Origin of the sequence: Frigoribacterium sp. PhB118, assembly GCF_003751725.1 — a bacterium.
In the GTDB taxonomy this organism is placed as follows: domain Bacteria; phylum Actinomycetota; class Actinomycetes; order Actinomycetales; family Microbacteriaceae; genus Frigoribacterium.
In genome coordinates this window covers 363,916-376,290 of the sequence record NZ_RKID01000003.1, presented here as the reverse complement: position 1 = coordinate 376,290, position 12,375 = coordinate 363,916, and the positions used below count along the sequence as shown (strand labels likewise).

At 73.7% G+C, this 12,375-nt stretch carries 12 protein-coding genes; 9 read left to right on the top strand and 3 right to left on the bottom strand.

All coding sequences use genetic code 11. From position 1 onward, the window contains the following. Positions 1 to 154: 154 nt before the first annotated feature. Positions 155 to 1,048, top strand: a complete 894-nt coding sequence (locus EDF21_RS11280; RefSeq protein WP_123571387.1) for a LuxR C-terminal-related transcriptional regulator — start codon at positions 155 to 157, stop codon at positions 1,046 to 1,048. Positions 1,049 to 1,116: 68 nt separating this feature from the next. On the opposite strand, the gene EDF21_RS11275 is transcribed toward EDF21_RS11280, so the two are convergent. The 3 genes from EDF21_RS11275 to EDF21_RS11265 all read right to left on the bottom strand — a co-directional run bounded on the left by EDF21_RS11275 (position 1,117) and on the right by EDF21_RS11265 (position 3,604). Beyond that, on the bottom strand, positions 1,117 to 1,620 hold the full coding sequence (locus EDF21_RS11275; RefSeq protein WP_056043909.1) for a hypothetical protein: 504 nt from the start codon (positions 1,618 to 1,620) through the stop codon (positions 1,117 to 1,119). 327 nt (positions 1,621 to 1,947) lie between these two features. After that, positions 1,948 to 2,538 carry a TetR/AcrR family transcriptional regulator gene (locus tag EDF21_RS11270; protein WP_123571386.1) on the bottom strand — a complete coding sequence of 197 codons (591 nt, stop codon included), beginning with the start codon at positions 2,536 to 2,538 and terminating at the stop codon, positions 1,948 to 1,950. A 40-nt stretch (positions 2,539 to 2,578) separates the two neighbouring features. Then, on the bottom strand, positions 2,579 to 3,604 hold the full coding sequence (locus EDF21_RS11265) for an SDR family NAD(P)-dependent oxidoreductase (RefSeq protein WP_123571385.1): 1,026 nt from the start codon (positions 3,602 to 3,604) through the stop codon (positions 2,579 to 2,581). Between the two features lie 174 nt (positions 3,605 to 3,778). Between EDF21_RS11265 and EDF21_RS11260 the strand changes: the two genes are divergently transcribed. The 8 genes from EDF21_RS11260 (at position 3,779) to nhaA (ending at position 12,343) form a co-directional block, all read left to right on the top strand. Beyond that, positions 3,779 to 4,654 (top strand): SDR family NAD(P)-dependent oxidoreductase, encoded by an 876-nt coding sequence (locus tag EDF21_RS11260; RefSeq protein WP_123571384.1) that lies wholly within the window; start codon positions 3,779 to 3,781, stop codon positions 4,652 to 4,654. A gap of 183 nt (positions 4,655 to 4,837) precedes the next feature. Further along, entirely contained in the window at positions 4,838 to 5,293 is a 456-nt protein-coding gene (locus tag EDF21_RS11255) for a chemotaxis protein CheY (protein ID WP_123571383.1), read from the top strand. Further along, positions 5,290 to 5,592: a transcriptional regulator gene (locus EDF21_RS11250; RefSeq protein ID WP_056043893.1), complete on the top strand. Its 303-nt coding sequence runs from the start codon at positions 5,290 to 5,292 to the stop codon at positions 5,590 to 5,592. The genes EDF21_RS11255 and EDF21_RS11250 overlap by 4 nt, the downstream gene beginning before the upstream one ends. A 178-nt stretch (positions 5,593 to 5,770) precedes the next feature. Continuing rightward, positions 5,771 to 6,523 carry a TetR/AcrR family transcriptional regulator gene (locus EDF21_RS11245; protein ID WP_123571382.1) on the top strand — a complete coding sequence of 251 codons (753 nt, stop codon included), beginning with the start codon at positions 5,771 to 5,773 and terminating at the stop codon, positions 6,521 to 6,523. 111 nt (positions 6,524 to 6,634) lie between these two features. Next, complete coding sequence (locus EDF21_RS11240; protein WP_123571381.1) at positions 6,635 to 9,274, top strand: MMPL family transporter; 2,640 nt, start codon at positions 6,635 to 6,637, stop codon at positions 9,272 to 9,274. 533 nt (positions 9,275 to 9,807) lie between these two features. Next, complete coding sequence (locus tag EDF21_RS11235) at positions 9,808 to 10,320, top strand: FBP domain-containing protein (protein WP_123571500.1); 513 nt, start codon at positions 9,808 to 9,810, stop codon at positions 10,318 to 10,320. Positions 10,321 to 10,716: 396 nt separating this feature from the next. Next, positions 10,717 to 10,890, top strand: a complete 174-nt coding sequence (locus EDF21_RS16750) for a hypothetical protein (RefSeq protein ID WP_157485188.1) — start codon at positions 10,717 to 10,719, stop codon at positions 10,888 to 10,890. A 73-nt stretch (positions 10,891 to 10,963) separates the two neighbouring features. Then, on the top strand, positions 10,964 to 12,343 hold the full coding sequence (gene nhaA / locus EDF21_RS11230) for a Na+/H+ antiporter NhaA (protein WP_123571380.1): 1,380 nt from the start codon (positions 10,964 to 10,966) through the stop codon (positions 12,341 to 12,343). Positions 12,344 to 12,375: the final 32 nt, after the last annotated feature.

Below are 12,375 nucleotides of genomic sequence, written 5' to 3'. Positions count from 1 at the left end.
GCACGCCGTCGCGTCGGTCCGGCCCCTGCGGGGGACACCGCGGTCGGCCAGCCAGCCGACTGTGCGACCGGCCCGTCGCTCCTAGGCTCGGAACGTGCCCGCGAGGCGGGCCGACCGGCCAGGGGCGCCGGCGCCGCGACCGGGGGGTGGGACGTTGACCGAGCAGGGTGGCGTCCCCGCGGACCGCCCGACGACGGGCGGCGCCGTGACGGGCCGCCCGACGACGATCATGCGTCCGGGTCAGCCCCTCGGGCTGCGGCTCGACGCCCGGCACGACGAGTTCAGCGACCTGCTGCTCGACTGCTCGCTCGAGGACGTCGGGGCGACCGGCCGGTCGTGGCTGCGCGACCGGTACGCCGAGATCGTGCCGATCGTGCTCGGTCCGGCCCTCGCCGCGGTCGAGCACGGTCGTCCGGTGTCGGCCTCGTGCCTCGACGAGCTGCGTGCCGTCGCCCGCCGCAGTGCGGCCTGCCCCGACGTCGACCTCGCCGTCGTCCTGCGGGGCGCCCTGCCCGCGCTGCGCATCTTCTCGCTCGTCATGCACTCGGCGTCGGGCGGGCAGGCCGGGGCGCTCGTCCTCGCGATGGCGCGCGCCTCGCAGGTCGCCCACGAGCTCGGGACCTGCTGGGCCGAGGAGTGGGCGCGGCACCGGCCCCGTCTCGTCGCCGCCCCGCCGGGCGGGGGACCAGGAGGCGCGGGCGGCCCCCAGCCACCCCCTGCGGCCCCGGGGCCCGACGTCGTGCTCGACCTCGTGGCCGACGCCCCCGACCTCGACGACGTCGAGCGGCAGATGCTCACGCTCACCGCCTACGGCCTCTCGAACGCCGAGATCGCCCGCGAGACGGCCTACAGCCGCCAGGCCGTGGCCTGGCACCTGGCCCGTCTCATGCGGACGTGGAGTGCCCCGAACCGGACGGCGCTCGTCTCGGTCGCGTTCGTCAAGGGCGTCATCCGGTCGCGCATCGTGCGGCGGGGGCGCCGTCGGGACGGCCAGGCGGCGGTCGAGGCGCCGAACCGACCCGCGCCTCCTGCCCTGCCGCCGGCCTGACGGCGCACGCGGAACCGCCCCGGCGTCCGGTGAGGACGTCGGGGCGGTTCCGCGGTGCCGCGGCGGGGTCAGCCGCCGTTGATGCTGATGACGTTGTCGGTCTTGACGTTGTTGCCGAGCACGCCCCAGTTCAGGTAGCCGCCGTCACCGTTGTTGGTGACCTTGCCGGGGCCGTCGAACCAGTAGATGACGTAGCTTCCACCCTTGATGTCGATCGGCTGGGCGTCGGCGATCGAGCCCTCGACGGTGATGTCCTGGTTCTTGTTCACGACCGCGACCGTGAGCCGGTCGGGGTTGCCGGCGTTGTAGTAGCCGACGTCCAGGGCGGCCAGCACGGCGCCCGACCGGTCGCCCTGGTCGTTGACGGCGGCGCTGATCGCGCTGACGATCGCCAGCGGGTCGAGGGTGACGCTGCCCGTGATCGGGCTGCCGGTGCTGGACTCCGGCGAGGCGGGGGCGGTGGTCGCCGCCTGTGCGGGAGCGGCGGCGAATCCGCTCAGCCCCGTGACGGCGACGCCGCTCACGGCGACGGCGGCGATGATCGTGGCGGTCTTCGACTTCAGCTTGCTCATTGTTCGTCCTCTTTCGTTGTCGTAGGAGTTCGAGTTGCGGTGCTTCGTGTTGTCGAGTGGAACTGCCTTGCGAGAACGATCCTGTGGCCACCGGCGGCGCGATGCACGCGTTCACGGTCGACGTTGGTCGGGTGACCAACGATGGGCCCCGGTGGCGCGTCACCGGAGTACGACGCCGGCTCGTCGGGCCCGCGCGACCTGCTCAGAGGCTGCCCTCGGCCACCACCCACTGCTGCTGGAGGCGATGGAGGCGTCCCTCGACAGGCGGACGCCGTCGGGCACGCTCGGCGCCCTCTGCGGAGGAGGCGATGGACGGGCGGTGACGCGTCAGTCCGACCGCGCCGCGACGCCGTCGAACAGCAGGTCCACCGTGGCCTGGAGCGCGGCCGGCCCGGGATCGCGGCGCGTCACGACGTGCAGCAGCACGGTGCCGATCAGCGACTCGACGAGGGCCTCGAGGGGGGCGCCGTCCCGGATCTGCCGCGCGCGCCTCCCGGACTCGAGGCGGGCGAGCAGCGCCGCCCGCGTGACCGAGGTGACGCGCTCCTCGTAGTGCTCGGCGACGGCGGCGTCCTCGGCCGTCGCCGCGATCGACGCGCGGATCAGCCCACCCGCCGCGGGCGAGGCGAAGGTCGAGAAGGAGGCGCGGAGCCAGTCGAGCACGTCCCGACGGACGTCGCCCGTGTCGGCCACCTCGAGGTGGGGCAGCAGATGTCCCGTGAGCATCCCCTCGGCCACCAGTGCCGCCTTCGCCGGGTACCAGCGGTAGATCGTCGCCTTGCCGACCCCCGCCGCCGCCGCGATGCGATCGAGCGAGAGCTTGTCGTAGCCACGCTCGGCCAGCTCGTCCCGGGTCGCGTCGAGGATCGCGAGGCGGGCGGCCTCGCTGCGGGCGCGGCCGGGGCGTGCGGTGGTCACCGGTCCATCCTCCCGCACGCCCGCCGCGGACCCACCCCTCCTACTGGACCGACCAGCCGCCGTCGCTCGCCAGGATCGCGCCGTTGACGTTCACCGCGTCGTCGCTCAGCAGGAACGTGATCGACGCCGCGAGCTCCTCGGCCGTCGCGATCGTCGGGATCGCCGCCTGGAACGGACGGAGCCGCGCCGACCCCGCCTCGGACACGTTCGCCGGGAACGGGATGCCCGTCGCGACGCCGCCTGGTGCCACCGCGTTGACCCGGATGCCCTGCTTCGCGTACATGAAGGCCGCCGACTTGGTCAGGCCGACGACGCCGTGCTTCGACACCGTGTACGCGTTGCCCGACGCGTTGCCGCGCAGTCCCGCCTCCGAGGCCACGTTGACGACCGAGCCGCGCCCGGCCCCGAGCATCACGGGGATCACGGCGCGCGACAGCTTGAACCCGCCGGTGAGGTTGATGCCGATCACGCGGTCCCACATGGCGTCGCTCGTCTCGTGCAGGGGCGAGAAGTCGTCGTTGATGCCGGCGATGTTGGCCAGGGCGTCGATGCGGTCGCCGGCCGCCGCGACGATCGCGTCGATGTCGTCCTGCTTCGTGATGTCGCCGGCCACGGTGACCACGTCGGCGTCGGGCAGGGAGGCGACCAGTGCCTCCAGCTTGTCGGCGAAGAGGTCGACGGCCACGACGCGACCGCCCTCGCGTGCCACCCGCGACGCCGTCGCCCGGCCGATGCCGGATGCCGCTCCCGTGACGATCACGGTCTTGCCGGCGAAGCGGCCGGGGGTGACGGTCTCGCGCCACGGACCGTCGGCCTCGACCGCCTCGTCGGGCACGACGCCGCCGTTGACCTGCAGCACCAGGCCGTCGATAAGCTCCTGCGGCACCTGCCCCTGGCTCATCGCGACCAGCTGCTGCAGCGGCAGGCCGCGGACCGGGGCCAGCGCGCCCTCGTCGAACGCGCCTCCCTGACCGAGGGCGGCACGGAGCGCCGGCCCGCCCTCGGGGTGGTCGAGCCAGGTGCCGATGGTGCGGGAGCCGGTCAGGGGGGCGGTGGCGTCGGACATGTCGTCTCTTCTCTGAGGAGGGGCGGGTCGAGGCGCGGAGACCACGCCCTGAATCGAGACACTTCGTCTCGTAATGCGACGCTACCGCGGGCGGCGGCCCGCGCGGCTGTACGCCTGCCGAGAGAACGCCGACCGCCGACCCGGCCCCGGCGCATCCCGCCTAGCGTCCCCTGCATGACCGTCACCCTGCCTCCCGCCGCCCGCCTCGACGACCGGACCGTGGTCGTCACCGGAGCCAGCTCGGGCATCGGCCGCGCCGCCGCCCGCGAGCTCGCCCGCCTCGGAGCCACCGTCGCCGTCGTCGGCCGCAACCCCGACCGCACCCGCACCGTCGCGCACGAGATCGGCGGCACCGCCTACCTCGCCGACTTCTCCGACCTCTCGACCGTCCGCGACCTGGCCGAGCAGCTGCTCGCCGAGAACCCCCGCATCCACGTGCTCGCCAACAACGCCGGCGCCACGATCCCCGAGCGCTCGCTGACGGTCGACGGCCACGAGACGACGTTCCAGGGCAACCACCTCGCTCCGTTCCTCCTGACCGCGTTGCTGACGCCGCGCCTCCTCGAGACGGCGAAGGAGGCGCCGGCCGGGTCGGTCCGTATCGTCCAGACCTCGAGTGCCGGCAACCTCTTCGGCAGGGTCGACCTGGACGACCTCGACAACGCACGGGGTGCGTGGGCCGGAGGCTTCCGCGCCTACGGCACCTCGAAGCTGCTCAACGTGCTGTTCACCCGTGAGCTGGCCCGACGCCTGCCCCGCGCCGGCGGCGGGGTCGACGCGTTCGCGTTCCACCCCGGGTTCGTCGCCTCGGGCTTCGGTGGCGACGGCGCGTTCATGACCGCGGCCAAGCGCCTGGCCGTCTCGACCGAGGACGGAGCCGAGCCGCTGATCCGCCTCGCGGGGGCGGCGACCGTGCCGGCGCCGAGCGGCAACTACTTCGACCGCCTCAAGGCCCCCGGTCGCGTGGCCCGTCAGGCGGCCGACGCCGACCTCGCCCGGCGCCTGTGGGACGAGAGCGTCCATCTGCTCGACCTCGACGAGACGATCTAGCCCGGCCCGGTCGGCGGCGCCCGGCCGTGCGCCCCGACCTCGACGGGCCGTCGAGTGGGCAGAAGACGTCCTTCCGCCGTGGGGGACGGACATCTTCTGCCCACTCGATCGAATCGACGAGAAAGCACTTGCTTATCGAGAAAGTACTTTCTAGAGTGGGAGTCCTACGAGAGGACGACCACCATGACCGCTGACCTCACCGGCACGACCGGCACCCCCGACTCCGCCGAGGCCCGGCGCCTGCTCGACCGGGCGGACGCCGTGGGCCGCAGCGCGACGTCGGCGGCGAGTTGGCCCGCCGTCGCCTTCCTGCTCGGCCTGGGTGCCGCCGCGTCGATGGGCACCCTTGCCATGGGGCTCACGACGGGCACCGCCTACTTCGTCGCGATGGGTGGCCTGCTCGTCTGGATCGCCGTCCTGGTCGTGGCGTTCGTCCTGCTGAGGAGGTCGGCCCGCGTCGGCTTCGGTCGACGCTGGATGGCCTACCTGGCCGCGTTCTTCGCCTGCTACGTCGGGGCCATGCTCGTCGTCGGCTTCTCGCAGGGCCAGGACGTCGTCGGCAGTGCCGTCATGGCGGCGGTCCTGCTCGCGGTGTCGGTCGCCTGCGCGGCCGTCGAGGTGCGCGAGGCGCGACGATGACCGCCCGACCGCACCCGCGCCTCCGGCTGTCCGAGTTGCTGCACCAGCCCGTCCGTTTCTCGATGATGGCGGCGCTCGCCGCGGCCGAGGGTCTCGACTTCCGCGACCTGCGCGACGCCGTGCAGGTGACCGACTCGACGCTGAGCAAGCAGGTCAGCGCCCTCGAGGCCGCGGGCTACGTCGCCGTGACGAAGGGGTTCGTCGGCAAGCGGCCCCGGACGAGCCTCAAGGCGACGCCGGCCGGGCGCGAGGCCTGGGCCGCGCATCTCGCCACCCTCCGCGAGATCGCCGCCGACTAGCCGCCGGGGCAGGGGCGTCCCGTGGCCGTGCGCCGGGGGCGTCCCTCCTCGTCCGGTCGGCAGGACGAGGAGGCGCGGGGCGGCGGGGTACGGCGGCCGCGTCCCGGCCGCGCAAGTCCCAGCGACTCCCCAGCCGCTGTGGGTGCACCGAGTGCGTCGCTGCACTTAGTGTAGGCAGGTGACCGTCAAGACCCTGGTGCCCGACCGCCGTGCCGCCCTCAAGGCGAAGCACCGCCAGGCGATCCTCGACGCCGCCGACGCGCTCATCGCCGAGCGCGGGGCGCCCCGCTTCAGCGTCGACGAGCTCGCGGAGCGTGCCGACGTCTCGCGCCGCACGGTCTTCAACCACTTCTCGTCGCTCGACGAGGTCGTCATGACGGCCTGCACCCGCGTGCTCACCGGTGCCGTCGACGAGTTCCGGGCCGCGACCGCCGCGACGCCCGTCGGCGACGGCAGCCGCGCCTCCTTGTTCGCCGAGATCATCCAGGCCATGCAGGGCATCGACCTGCCGGCCGTCGTCTCGTACCTCTGGGGCGTCCTCGGCGACGACGGCGGCGACCCGCGGTCGCACAGCCTGATCCAGGACGTCTTCACCCGCGTCACCGAGCAGCTCTCGATCGAGATGGCCGAGCGCAGCCCGGCCACCGACCCGCTCGAGGCCGAGGTGCTCGTCAGCTCGCTGATGAACGGCATCGCCGTCGTCGCGCGCCACTGGATCACGCGGACCGGCGCCGTGGTCGACGCGGACAGCCGCGACGTCTGGGCCGACCTGCTCGACCGGGTGACGACGAGCATCCGCGCCGGCTACGGGCCGCCGCCGGCGGGCGCCCGGACGCCCGCGGTCGATGCGGCGCCCTCGGCCGCCGAGACCCCCGCGGCCGCCGAGACCCCCGCGGCCGGCCCGACGGGGCCCGACCCGACCACCCCCTGACCCGTCGGCCGGCACGCCCGGCCGACCCGCACCTCCTTCTCGACGACGCGACGTGAGGCCCACCCCCGCAACCCGCATCACCCCGCACCACCCCTGGAGGAACAGACACCCATGGCATCCCTGCTCTATCGACTCGGCCGGTTCTCGGCCCGGCGGGCCTGGCTCGTCATCGTGGCCTGGCTGGTCGTGCTCGGCCTCGCCGGCGGCGCCTTCGCGCTGTTCGGCGGCACGCTGACCACCGCCGTCAGCATCCCCGGCACGGCCACCCAGAAGGTCAGCGACGAACTCGCCGAGAAGTTCCCCCAGGCGAGCGGCGGCACCGGAACGGTCGTCTTCACGACCGCCGACGACGCGGCCTTCACCGACCAGCAGAAGTCCGACATCGCCGCCCTGCTGACCGACGCGAAGGACCTGGACGACGTCAAGGGCACGACCGACCCGTTCGCGACCCAGCAGCAGATCGACGACCAGGGGCAGAAGATCACCGACGGTCGGGCCCAGATCGCCGCCGGCGAGGCCCAGATCACCTCGGGCCAGGCGCAGATCGACGCCGCGAAGGCCCAGATCACCGCCGGCCAGCAGCAGCTCGACGCCGCGAAGGCCCAGGCGCAGGCCGCCGGCGGGGCCGCACTCGCCGCCGCCACGCCGCAGCTCGAGGCCCAGCAGGCGCAGCTCGACGCGGGGACGCAGCAGATCGCCACACAGCAGTCCACCCTCGACGCGGGCAAGGCCGAACTCGAGACGCAGAGCACCACGCTCGAGCAGGGTGCCTCGTTGCTCGAACTGACCGACGGCATCCGTCAGGTGTCGACCGACGGCACCACGGCCGTGGCCAGCATCCAGTTCGACAAGGCGCTCAACCTCGTCACGAGCGAGAACAAAGAGGCCGTCGTCGAGGCGATGAACGACGCCGACATCGACGGCGTCCAGGTCGAGGTGTCGAACGACATCGCGGCCAGCATCCCCGAGATCCTCGGCCCGGGCGAGGTGGCCGGCGTGGTCATCGCGGCCATCGTGCTGTTCGTCATGCTGGGCACGCTCATCGGTGCCGGCCTGCCCCTCGTCAACGCCCTGATCGGCGTCGGCGTCGGCGTGCTCGCCTCGCTGTCGCTCTCGGGCGCCGTCGAGATGCTGTCGGTCACGCCCGTGCTGGGCGTGATGCTCGGCCTCGCGGTCGGCATCGACTACTCGCTGTTCATCCTCAACCGGCACCGCACCCAGCTGAAAGAAGGGGTGCCGCTGCACGAGTCGATCGGCCTGGCCAACGGCACGTCCGGCAACGCGGTCGTCTTCGCCGGCTCGACCGTGCTGATCGCCCTGCTCGCGCTCAACCTGACCGGCATCCCCTTCCTCGGCCTGATGGGCACCGTCGGCGCCGTCTGCGTGTTCGTGGCGATCCTGATCGCCATCACGCTCACCCCGGCGCTGCTGCGCCTCGTCGGCCTGCGCATCCTCACCAAGAAGGCCCGGAAGAACGTCGGCAACACGGGCGCCGTCCGCGTGCCGACCAAGCCGATGAGCACCACCCGTGCCGTGCTGACCCTCGTGGCCGGCGTCGCCGTGCTGCTGATCGTCGCCATCCCCGCGCTCTCGATGCGCCTCGGCCTGCCCGCCGGGTCGTCCGAGCCGGTCGACTCGAGCGCCTACAAGGCCTACAAGCTGATCGACGAGAAGTTCGGCGCCGGCGTCAACGGCCCCCTGGTCGTCGTGGCCGACCTGCCGACCGCGATCTCGGACGACGACCTCGTCTCGGAGCAGGTGCGCATCGGCACGATCCTCAAGGACCAGGACGACGTCGCCGCGGTCGCCCCCATCGGCGCCTCGGACGACGACACCCTGCTGGCGTTCCAGGTCGTGCCGAAGGGCGGTCCGACCGCCGAGTCGACCGAGCAGCTCGTCCGCGACCTGCGCGGCCTCGACATCGACGACGTCTCGTCGCTCGGCGTGGCCGGCAATGCCTCGGGCAACATCGACGTCAGCGAGAAGCTGGCCGGTGCCCTGCCCCTCTACCTGCTCGTCGTGGTCGGACTGTCGTTGATCATCCTGATCTTCGTGTTCCGTTCGATCCTCGTGCCGATCACCGCCACCATCGGCTTCGTGCTGTCGCTGTTCGCCGCGTTCGGCGGCGTCACCGCGGTGTTCCAGTGGGGCTGGCTCGGCCCGGTCTTCGGCGTGCACGACCCGGGGCCGATCCTGAGCTTCCTGCCGATCCTGATGGTCGGCGTGCTGTTCGGGCTCGCGATGGACTACCAGCTGTTCCTGGTCAGCGGCATGCGCGAGGCGTACGCCCACGGCTCGCCGGCCCGCCTGGCCGTGCAGCGCGGCGTCCACGCCGGTCGCACGGTGGTCACGGCCGCGGCGCTGATCATGACGGCGGTCTTCTCGGGCTTCGTGTTCTCGAACTCGGTGATGATCCAGTCGATCGGCCTGGGCCTCGCCCTCGGCGTGCTGGTCGACGCGTTCGTCGTGCGCCTGCTGCTGATCCCGGCCGTGATGCACCTGCTCGGCGACGCCGCGTGGTGGCTGCCGAAGTGGCTCGACCGCATCCTGCCCGACGTCGACGTCGAGGGCGCCTCCCTCGAGCGGTCGCGGCCGCACGCCTCGGCCGGCGACGCGTCGGGCTCGGGCTCGGACGCGGGCTCGGGCTCGGGTTCCGGTGACGGGCACGTCTCGCACGTCGACCCGACCGCCCCCGTGGACGCCGTCCCCGACGGCAGCGACCCCGACCACCACGGGCGCCACGCGGGCTGACCCCGCACGTCGCACCACCGACTGGACGTCGCACCGCCGAACTCGGCGGTGCGACGTCCCTTTCGTGGTGCGTTGCGGCCGTGGCCGTGGCCGTGGCCGGCCTCGGGGACGCGACCCGCGCCTCCTGGTCGGGTCGCACCACCGTCGCGTGGTCGAACCGCCCTCGAGCGTGGTTCGACGACGCGGGCGTGGTGCGACCCGGCCAGGACGAGGAGGCGCGGGCGTCGTTGCCGAGGAGCGCTCACGGTCATAGGGTGGCCGGGTGATCATCCCGTCCGCACCTGCGACGCCCACCGGGCGTGAGGGGGTCGTCGGCGCCGCGTGCGCCGGCTGCAGGTAGTCGCGTCTCCGCTGCGGATCGACCGTCGAGGTCCGACCGCGCACCCGTGCCGCGTGGGCTGCAGCCCCGGCACGATCCCACGAGAACACCCGGGTCGGCCGACGCGTCGACGGCGGGCACCCGCGCGGTCGCCGATCGCGCAGGTGTGCGCGTCGACGGCACCGTGCCCCGGGCCCGACGACCGGAGAACCACATGATCCCCCTGACCGAGAAGACCGTCCGCGCCTCGTTCGTCAACGCGAGCCGCCGAGAAGCAGCCGACCTGACCCTGCCGCCCGACTTCGCCGACCTCGACTGGACCGACCTCGAGTACCTCGGTTGGCGAGACCCCAGGCTCGCCCGCCGGGCCTACGTCGTCGTGCCGACGCTCGACGCGGACGGCGAGCCGGGCCCCGCGGTCGCCGGCGTCGTGCTGCGGCAGGCCGAGGCCTCGCCCCGGCAGCGTGCGCAGTGCACCTGGTGCCAGGACGTCCGCCTGCCGGCCGACGTGTTGTTCTACGGCGCCAAGCGTGCCGGCGCGGCCGGACGCAACGGCGACACCGTGGGCACGCTCGTCTGCGGCGGGTTCGAGTGCTCGGCCAACGTGCACGTGCTGCCGCCCGAGGCCTACCTCGGGTTCGACGCCGAGGCGGCCCGACTCGAGCGCATCGCGAGCCTGCGCGTGCGGGCCGCGGGCTTCGTCGAGAACGTGCGCCGCGCCTCCTGACCGTCGCCGCGCCTCCTGACCGTCGCCGCGCCTCCTGACCGTCGCCGCGCCTCCTGACGGTCGCCGCACCTCCTGGTCCGACGAGAACCGGGTGGCACCACGCCCGCGTCGTCGAACCACCCTCGTGCGTGGTTGGACGACGCGGGCGTGGTGCGACCTCGACCGGGCGGGCGCGGAGGCGGCCCGGTCGCCTGACCGCAGGAGGGCGGGTCGCACCGCCGACTGAACGCCGCACCGCCGAAACACGCGGTGCGACGCTCAGTTGGCGGTGCGCTCCGCCCCGAGAGCGCAGGAGTCCCGCCCCGAGAGCGCAGGAGGCGCGGGCCGGCACCGTGGGACCCGCGGGTGGGCGGCGTCCCGGCCCGCTCCCCGGGGCCCGGCGGTACCCTGGTGGGCATGTCGTCACCCGCCTGCCCGTCCCGCGCCCCGCGCCGGGCGCGCACGGCGCAGCAGGCGTTCCCGAAGCGGCTCGTGCTGACGAAGCGCACCTGCGGCACGAACGGCTGGATGAGCCTGTGGGGCAGCAACGCCCACGGCGAGATCGCCGGGTGCCCGCCGCCCGTGGCGTAGCACCGCTCCTCGTCGTCGACGGGTCGAGCGGACGCCCCGCCCTGCCCGCCGACGCTCCCGAAGGACGACGACCATGACCGACCGCACGCCCCCCGACCGCACGCCCGCGGGTCCCACGCCCGCCGGCCGCGCTCCGGCCGCCCCCGCTCCCGCCACCGACCCAACCCCCGCCCCCGCCCCCGACCCGACCCCCGCCCCTCCTGCCCCCGCCCACGCGCCCCGTGCCGAGGGCCGGGGCGCACGCCTCTCGCGGTTCCTCAGCCGCGACACGACCGGCGGACTGCTGCTGCTCGCGGCGACCGTGCTCGCGCTCGTCCTGGCGAACAGCCCGGCCGGGTCGTTCTACTCGGCCGTGCGCGACGTGTCGTTCGGCCCCGAGGCCCTGCACCTGGACCTCAGCATGGGCAGTTGGGCGGCCGACGGGCTCCTCGCGATCTTCTTCTTCGTGGTCGGCCTCGAGCTGAAGCAGGAGTTCGTCGCCGGCTCGCTGCGCGACCCCCGGGTCGCCGTGCTGCCCATCGCCGCGGCGGTCGGCGGGGTCGCCCTGCCGGCGCTGCTCTTCACGTTGATCAACCTCGGAGCCGGCCCCGACGCGCTCCAGGGGTGGGCGATCCCTGCCGCGACCGACATCGCCTTCGCCGTCGCCGTGATCGCCGTCGTCGGCAAGCGGCTGCCCCCGGCCCTGCGCACCTTCCTGTTGACCCTCGCCGTGGTCGACGACCTGATCGCGATCACGATCATCGCGGTGTTCTACACGGCGGGCATCGCCTTCGTCCCCTTGCTGTTGGCGCTGCTGCCGCTCGCCGCGTTCGCCGTGCTCGTCCGGCGTGGCGTGCGGGCGTGGTGGCTGCTGATCCCGCTGGGCGTCCTCGCCTGGGCCCTCGTGCACGCCTCGGGGGTGCACGCCACGATCGCGGGCGTGCTGCTCGGCCTGCTCGTGCCCGCGGTGGCGACGGCCCGGGCCGGCGTCACGCACGTCGGACCCGACGGCCACGAGGTGCGGCACCCGCTGACCCACCACTTCGCCGAGCGCTGGAGCCCGGTCTCGTCGGGCGTGGCGGTGCCCGTCTTCGCGTTCTTCTCGGCAGGCGTGACGGTCGGCGGATTCGACGGGCTGGTCGAGTCGCTGAGCGACAGCGTCGCGATCGGCATCGTCGTGGCGCTCGTGCTCGGCAAGTCGATCGGCATCACCGGGGCGTCCCTGCTGGTGACGCGGCTGCCCGGTATCCGGCTCGATCCGAGCCTGCGCTGGGGCGACGTGCTCGGGCTGTCGTTCGTGGCCGGCATCGGGTTCACCGTGTCGCTCCTGGTCGGTGAACTCGCCTACGGCGCCGGTAGCGAGCAGGACGACGTGGTCAAGGTCGGCGTCCTGGTCGGCTCGCTCCTCTCGGCCCTGGTCGGCGGCGCGATCCTGGCCGTGCGCGGCCGGGCCCGCGGGCGCCTCGACGCCTGACGGGTCCGCCGACCCGCGCCTCCTGCGGTCGC

Excerpts from the sequence above, each read along its gene's own strand:
- EDF21_RS11265 (WP_123571385.1), bottom strand. The coding sequence starts at position 3,604 with ATGTCCGACGCCACCGCCCCCCTGACCGGCTCCCGCACCATCGGCACC.
- EDF21_RS11260 (WP_123571384.1), top strand. The coding sequence starts at position 3,779 with ATGACCGTCACCCTGCCTCCCGCCGCCCGCCTCGACGACCGGACCGTG.
- EDF21_RS11250 (WP_056043893.1), top strand. The coding sequence starts at position 5,290 with ATGACCGCCCGACCGCACCCGCGCCTCCGGCTGTCCGAGTTGCTGCAC.
- EDF21_RS11240 (WP_123571381.1), top strand. The coding sequence starts at position 6,635 with ATGGCATCCCTGCTCTATCGACTCGGCCGGTTCTCGGCCCGGCGGGCC.
- EDF21_RS11235 (WP_123571500.1), top strand. The coding sequence starts at position 9,808 with ATGATCCCCCTGACCGAGAAGACCGTCCGCGCCTCGTTCGTCAACGCG.
- EDF21_RS11275 (WP_056043909.1), bottom strand. The coding sequence starts at position 1,620 with ATGAGCAAGCTGAAGTCGAAGACCGCCACGATCATCGCCGCCGTCGCC.
- nhaA (WP_123571380.1), top strand. The coding sequence starts at position 10,964 with ATGACCGACCGCACGCCCCCCGACCGCACGCCCGCGGGTCCCACGCCC.
- EDF21_RS11255 (WP_123571383.1), top strand. The coding sequence starts at position 4,838 with ATGACCGCTGACCTCACCGGCACGACCGGCACCCCCGACTCCGCCGAG.
- EDF21_RS16750 (WP_157485188.1), top strand. The coding sequence starts at position 10,717 with ATGTCGTCACCCGCCTGCCCGTCCCGCGCCCCGCGCCGGGCGCGCACG.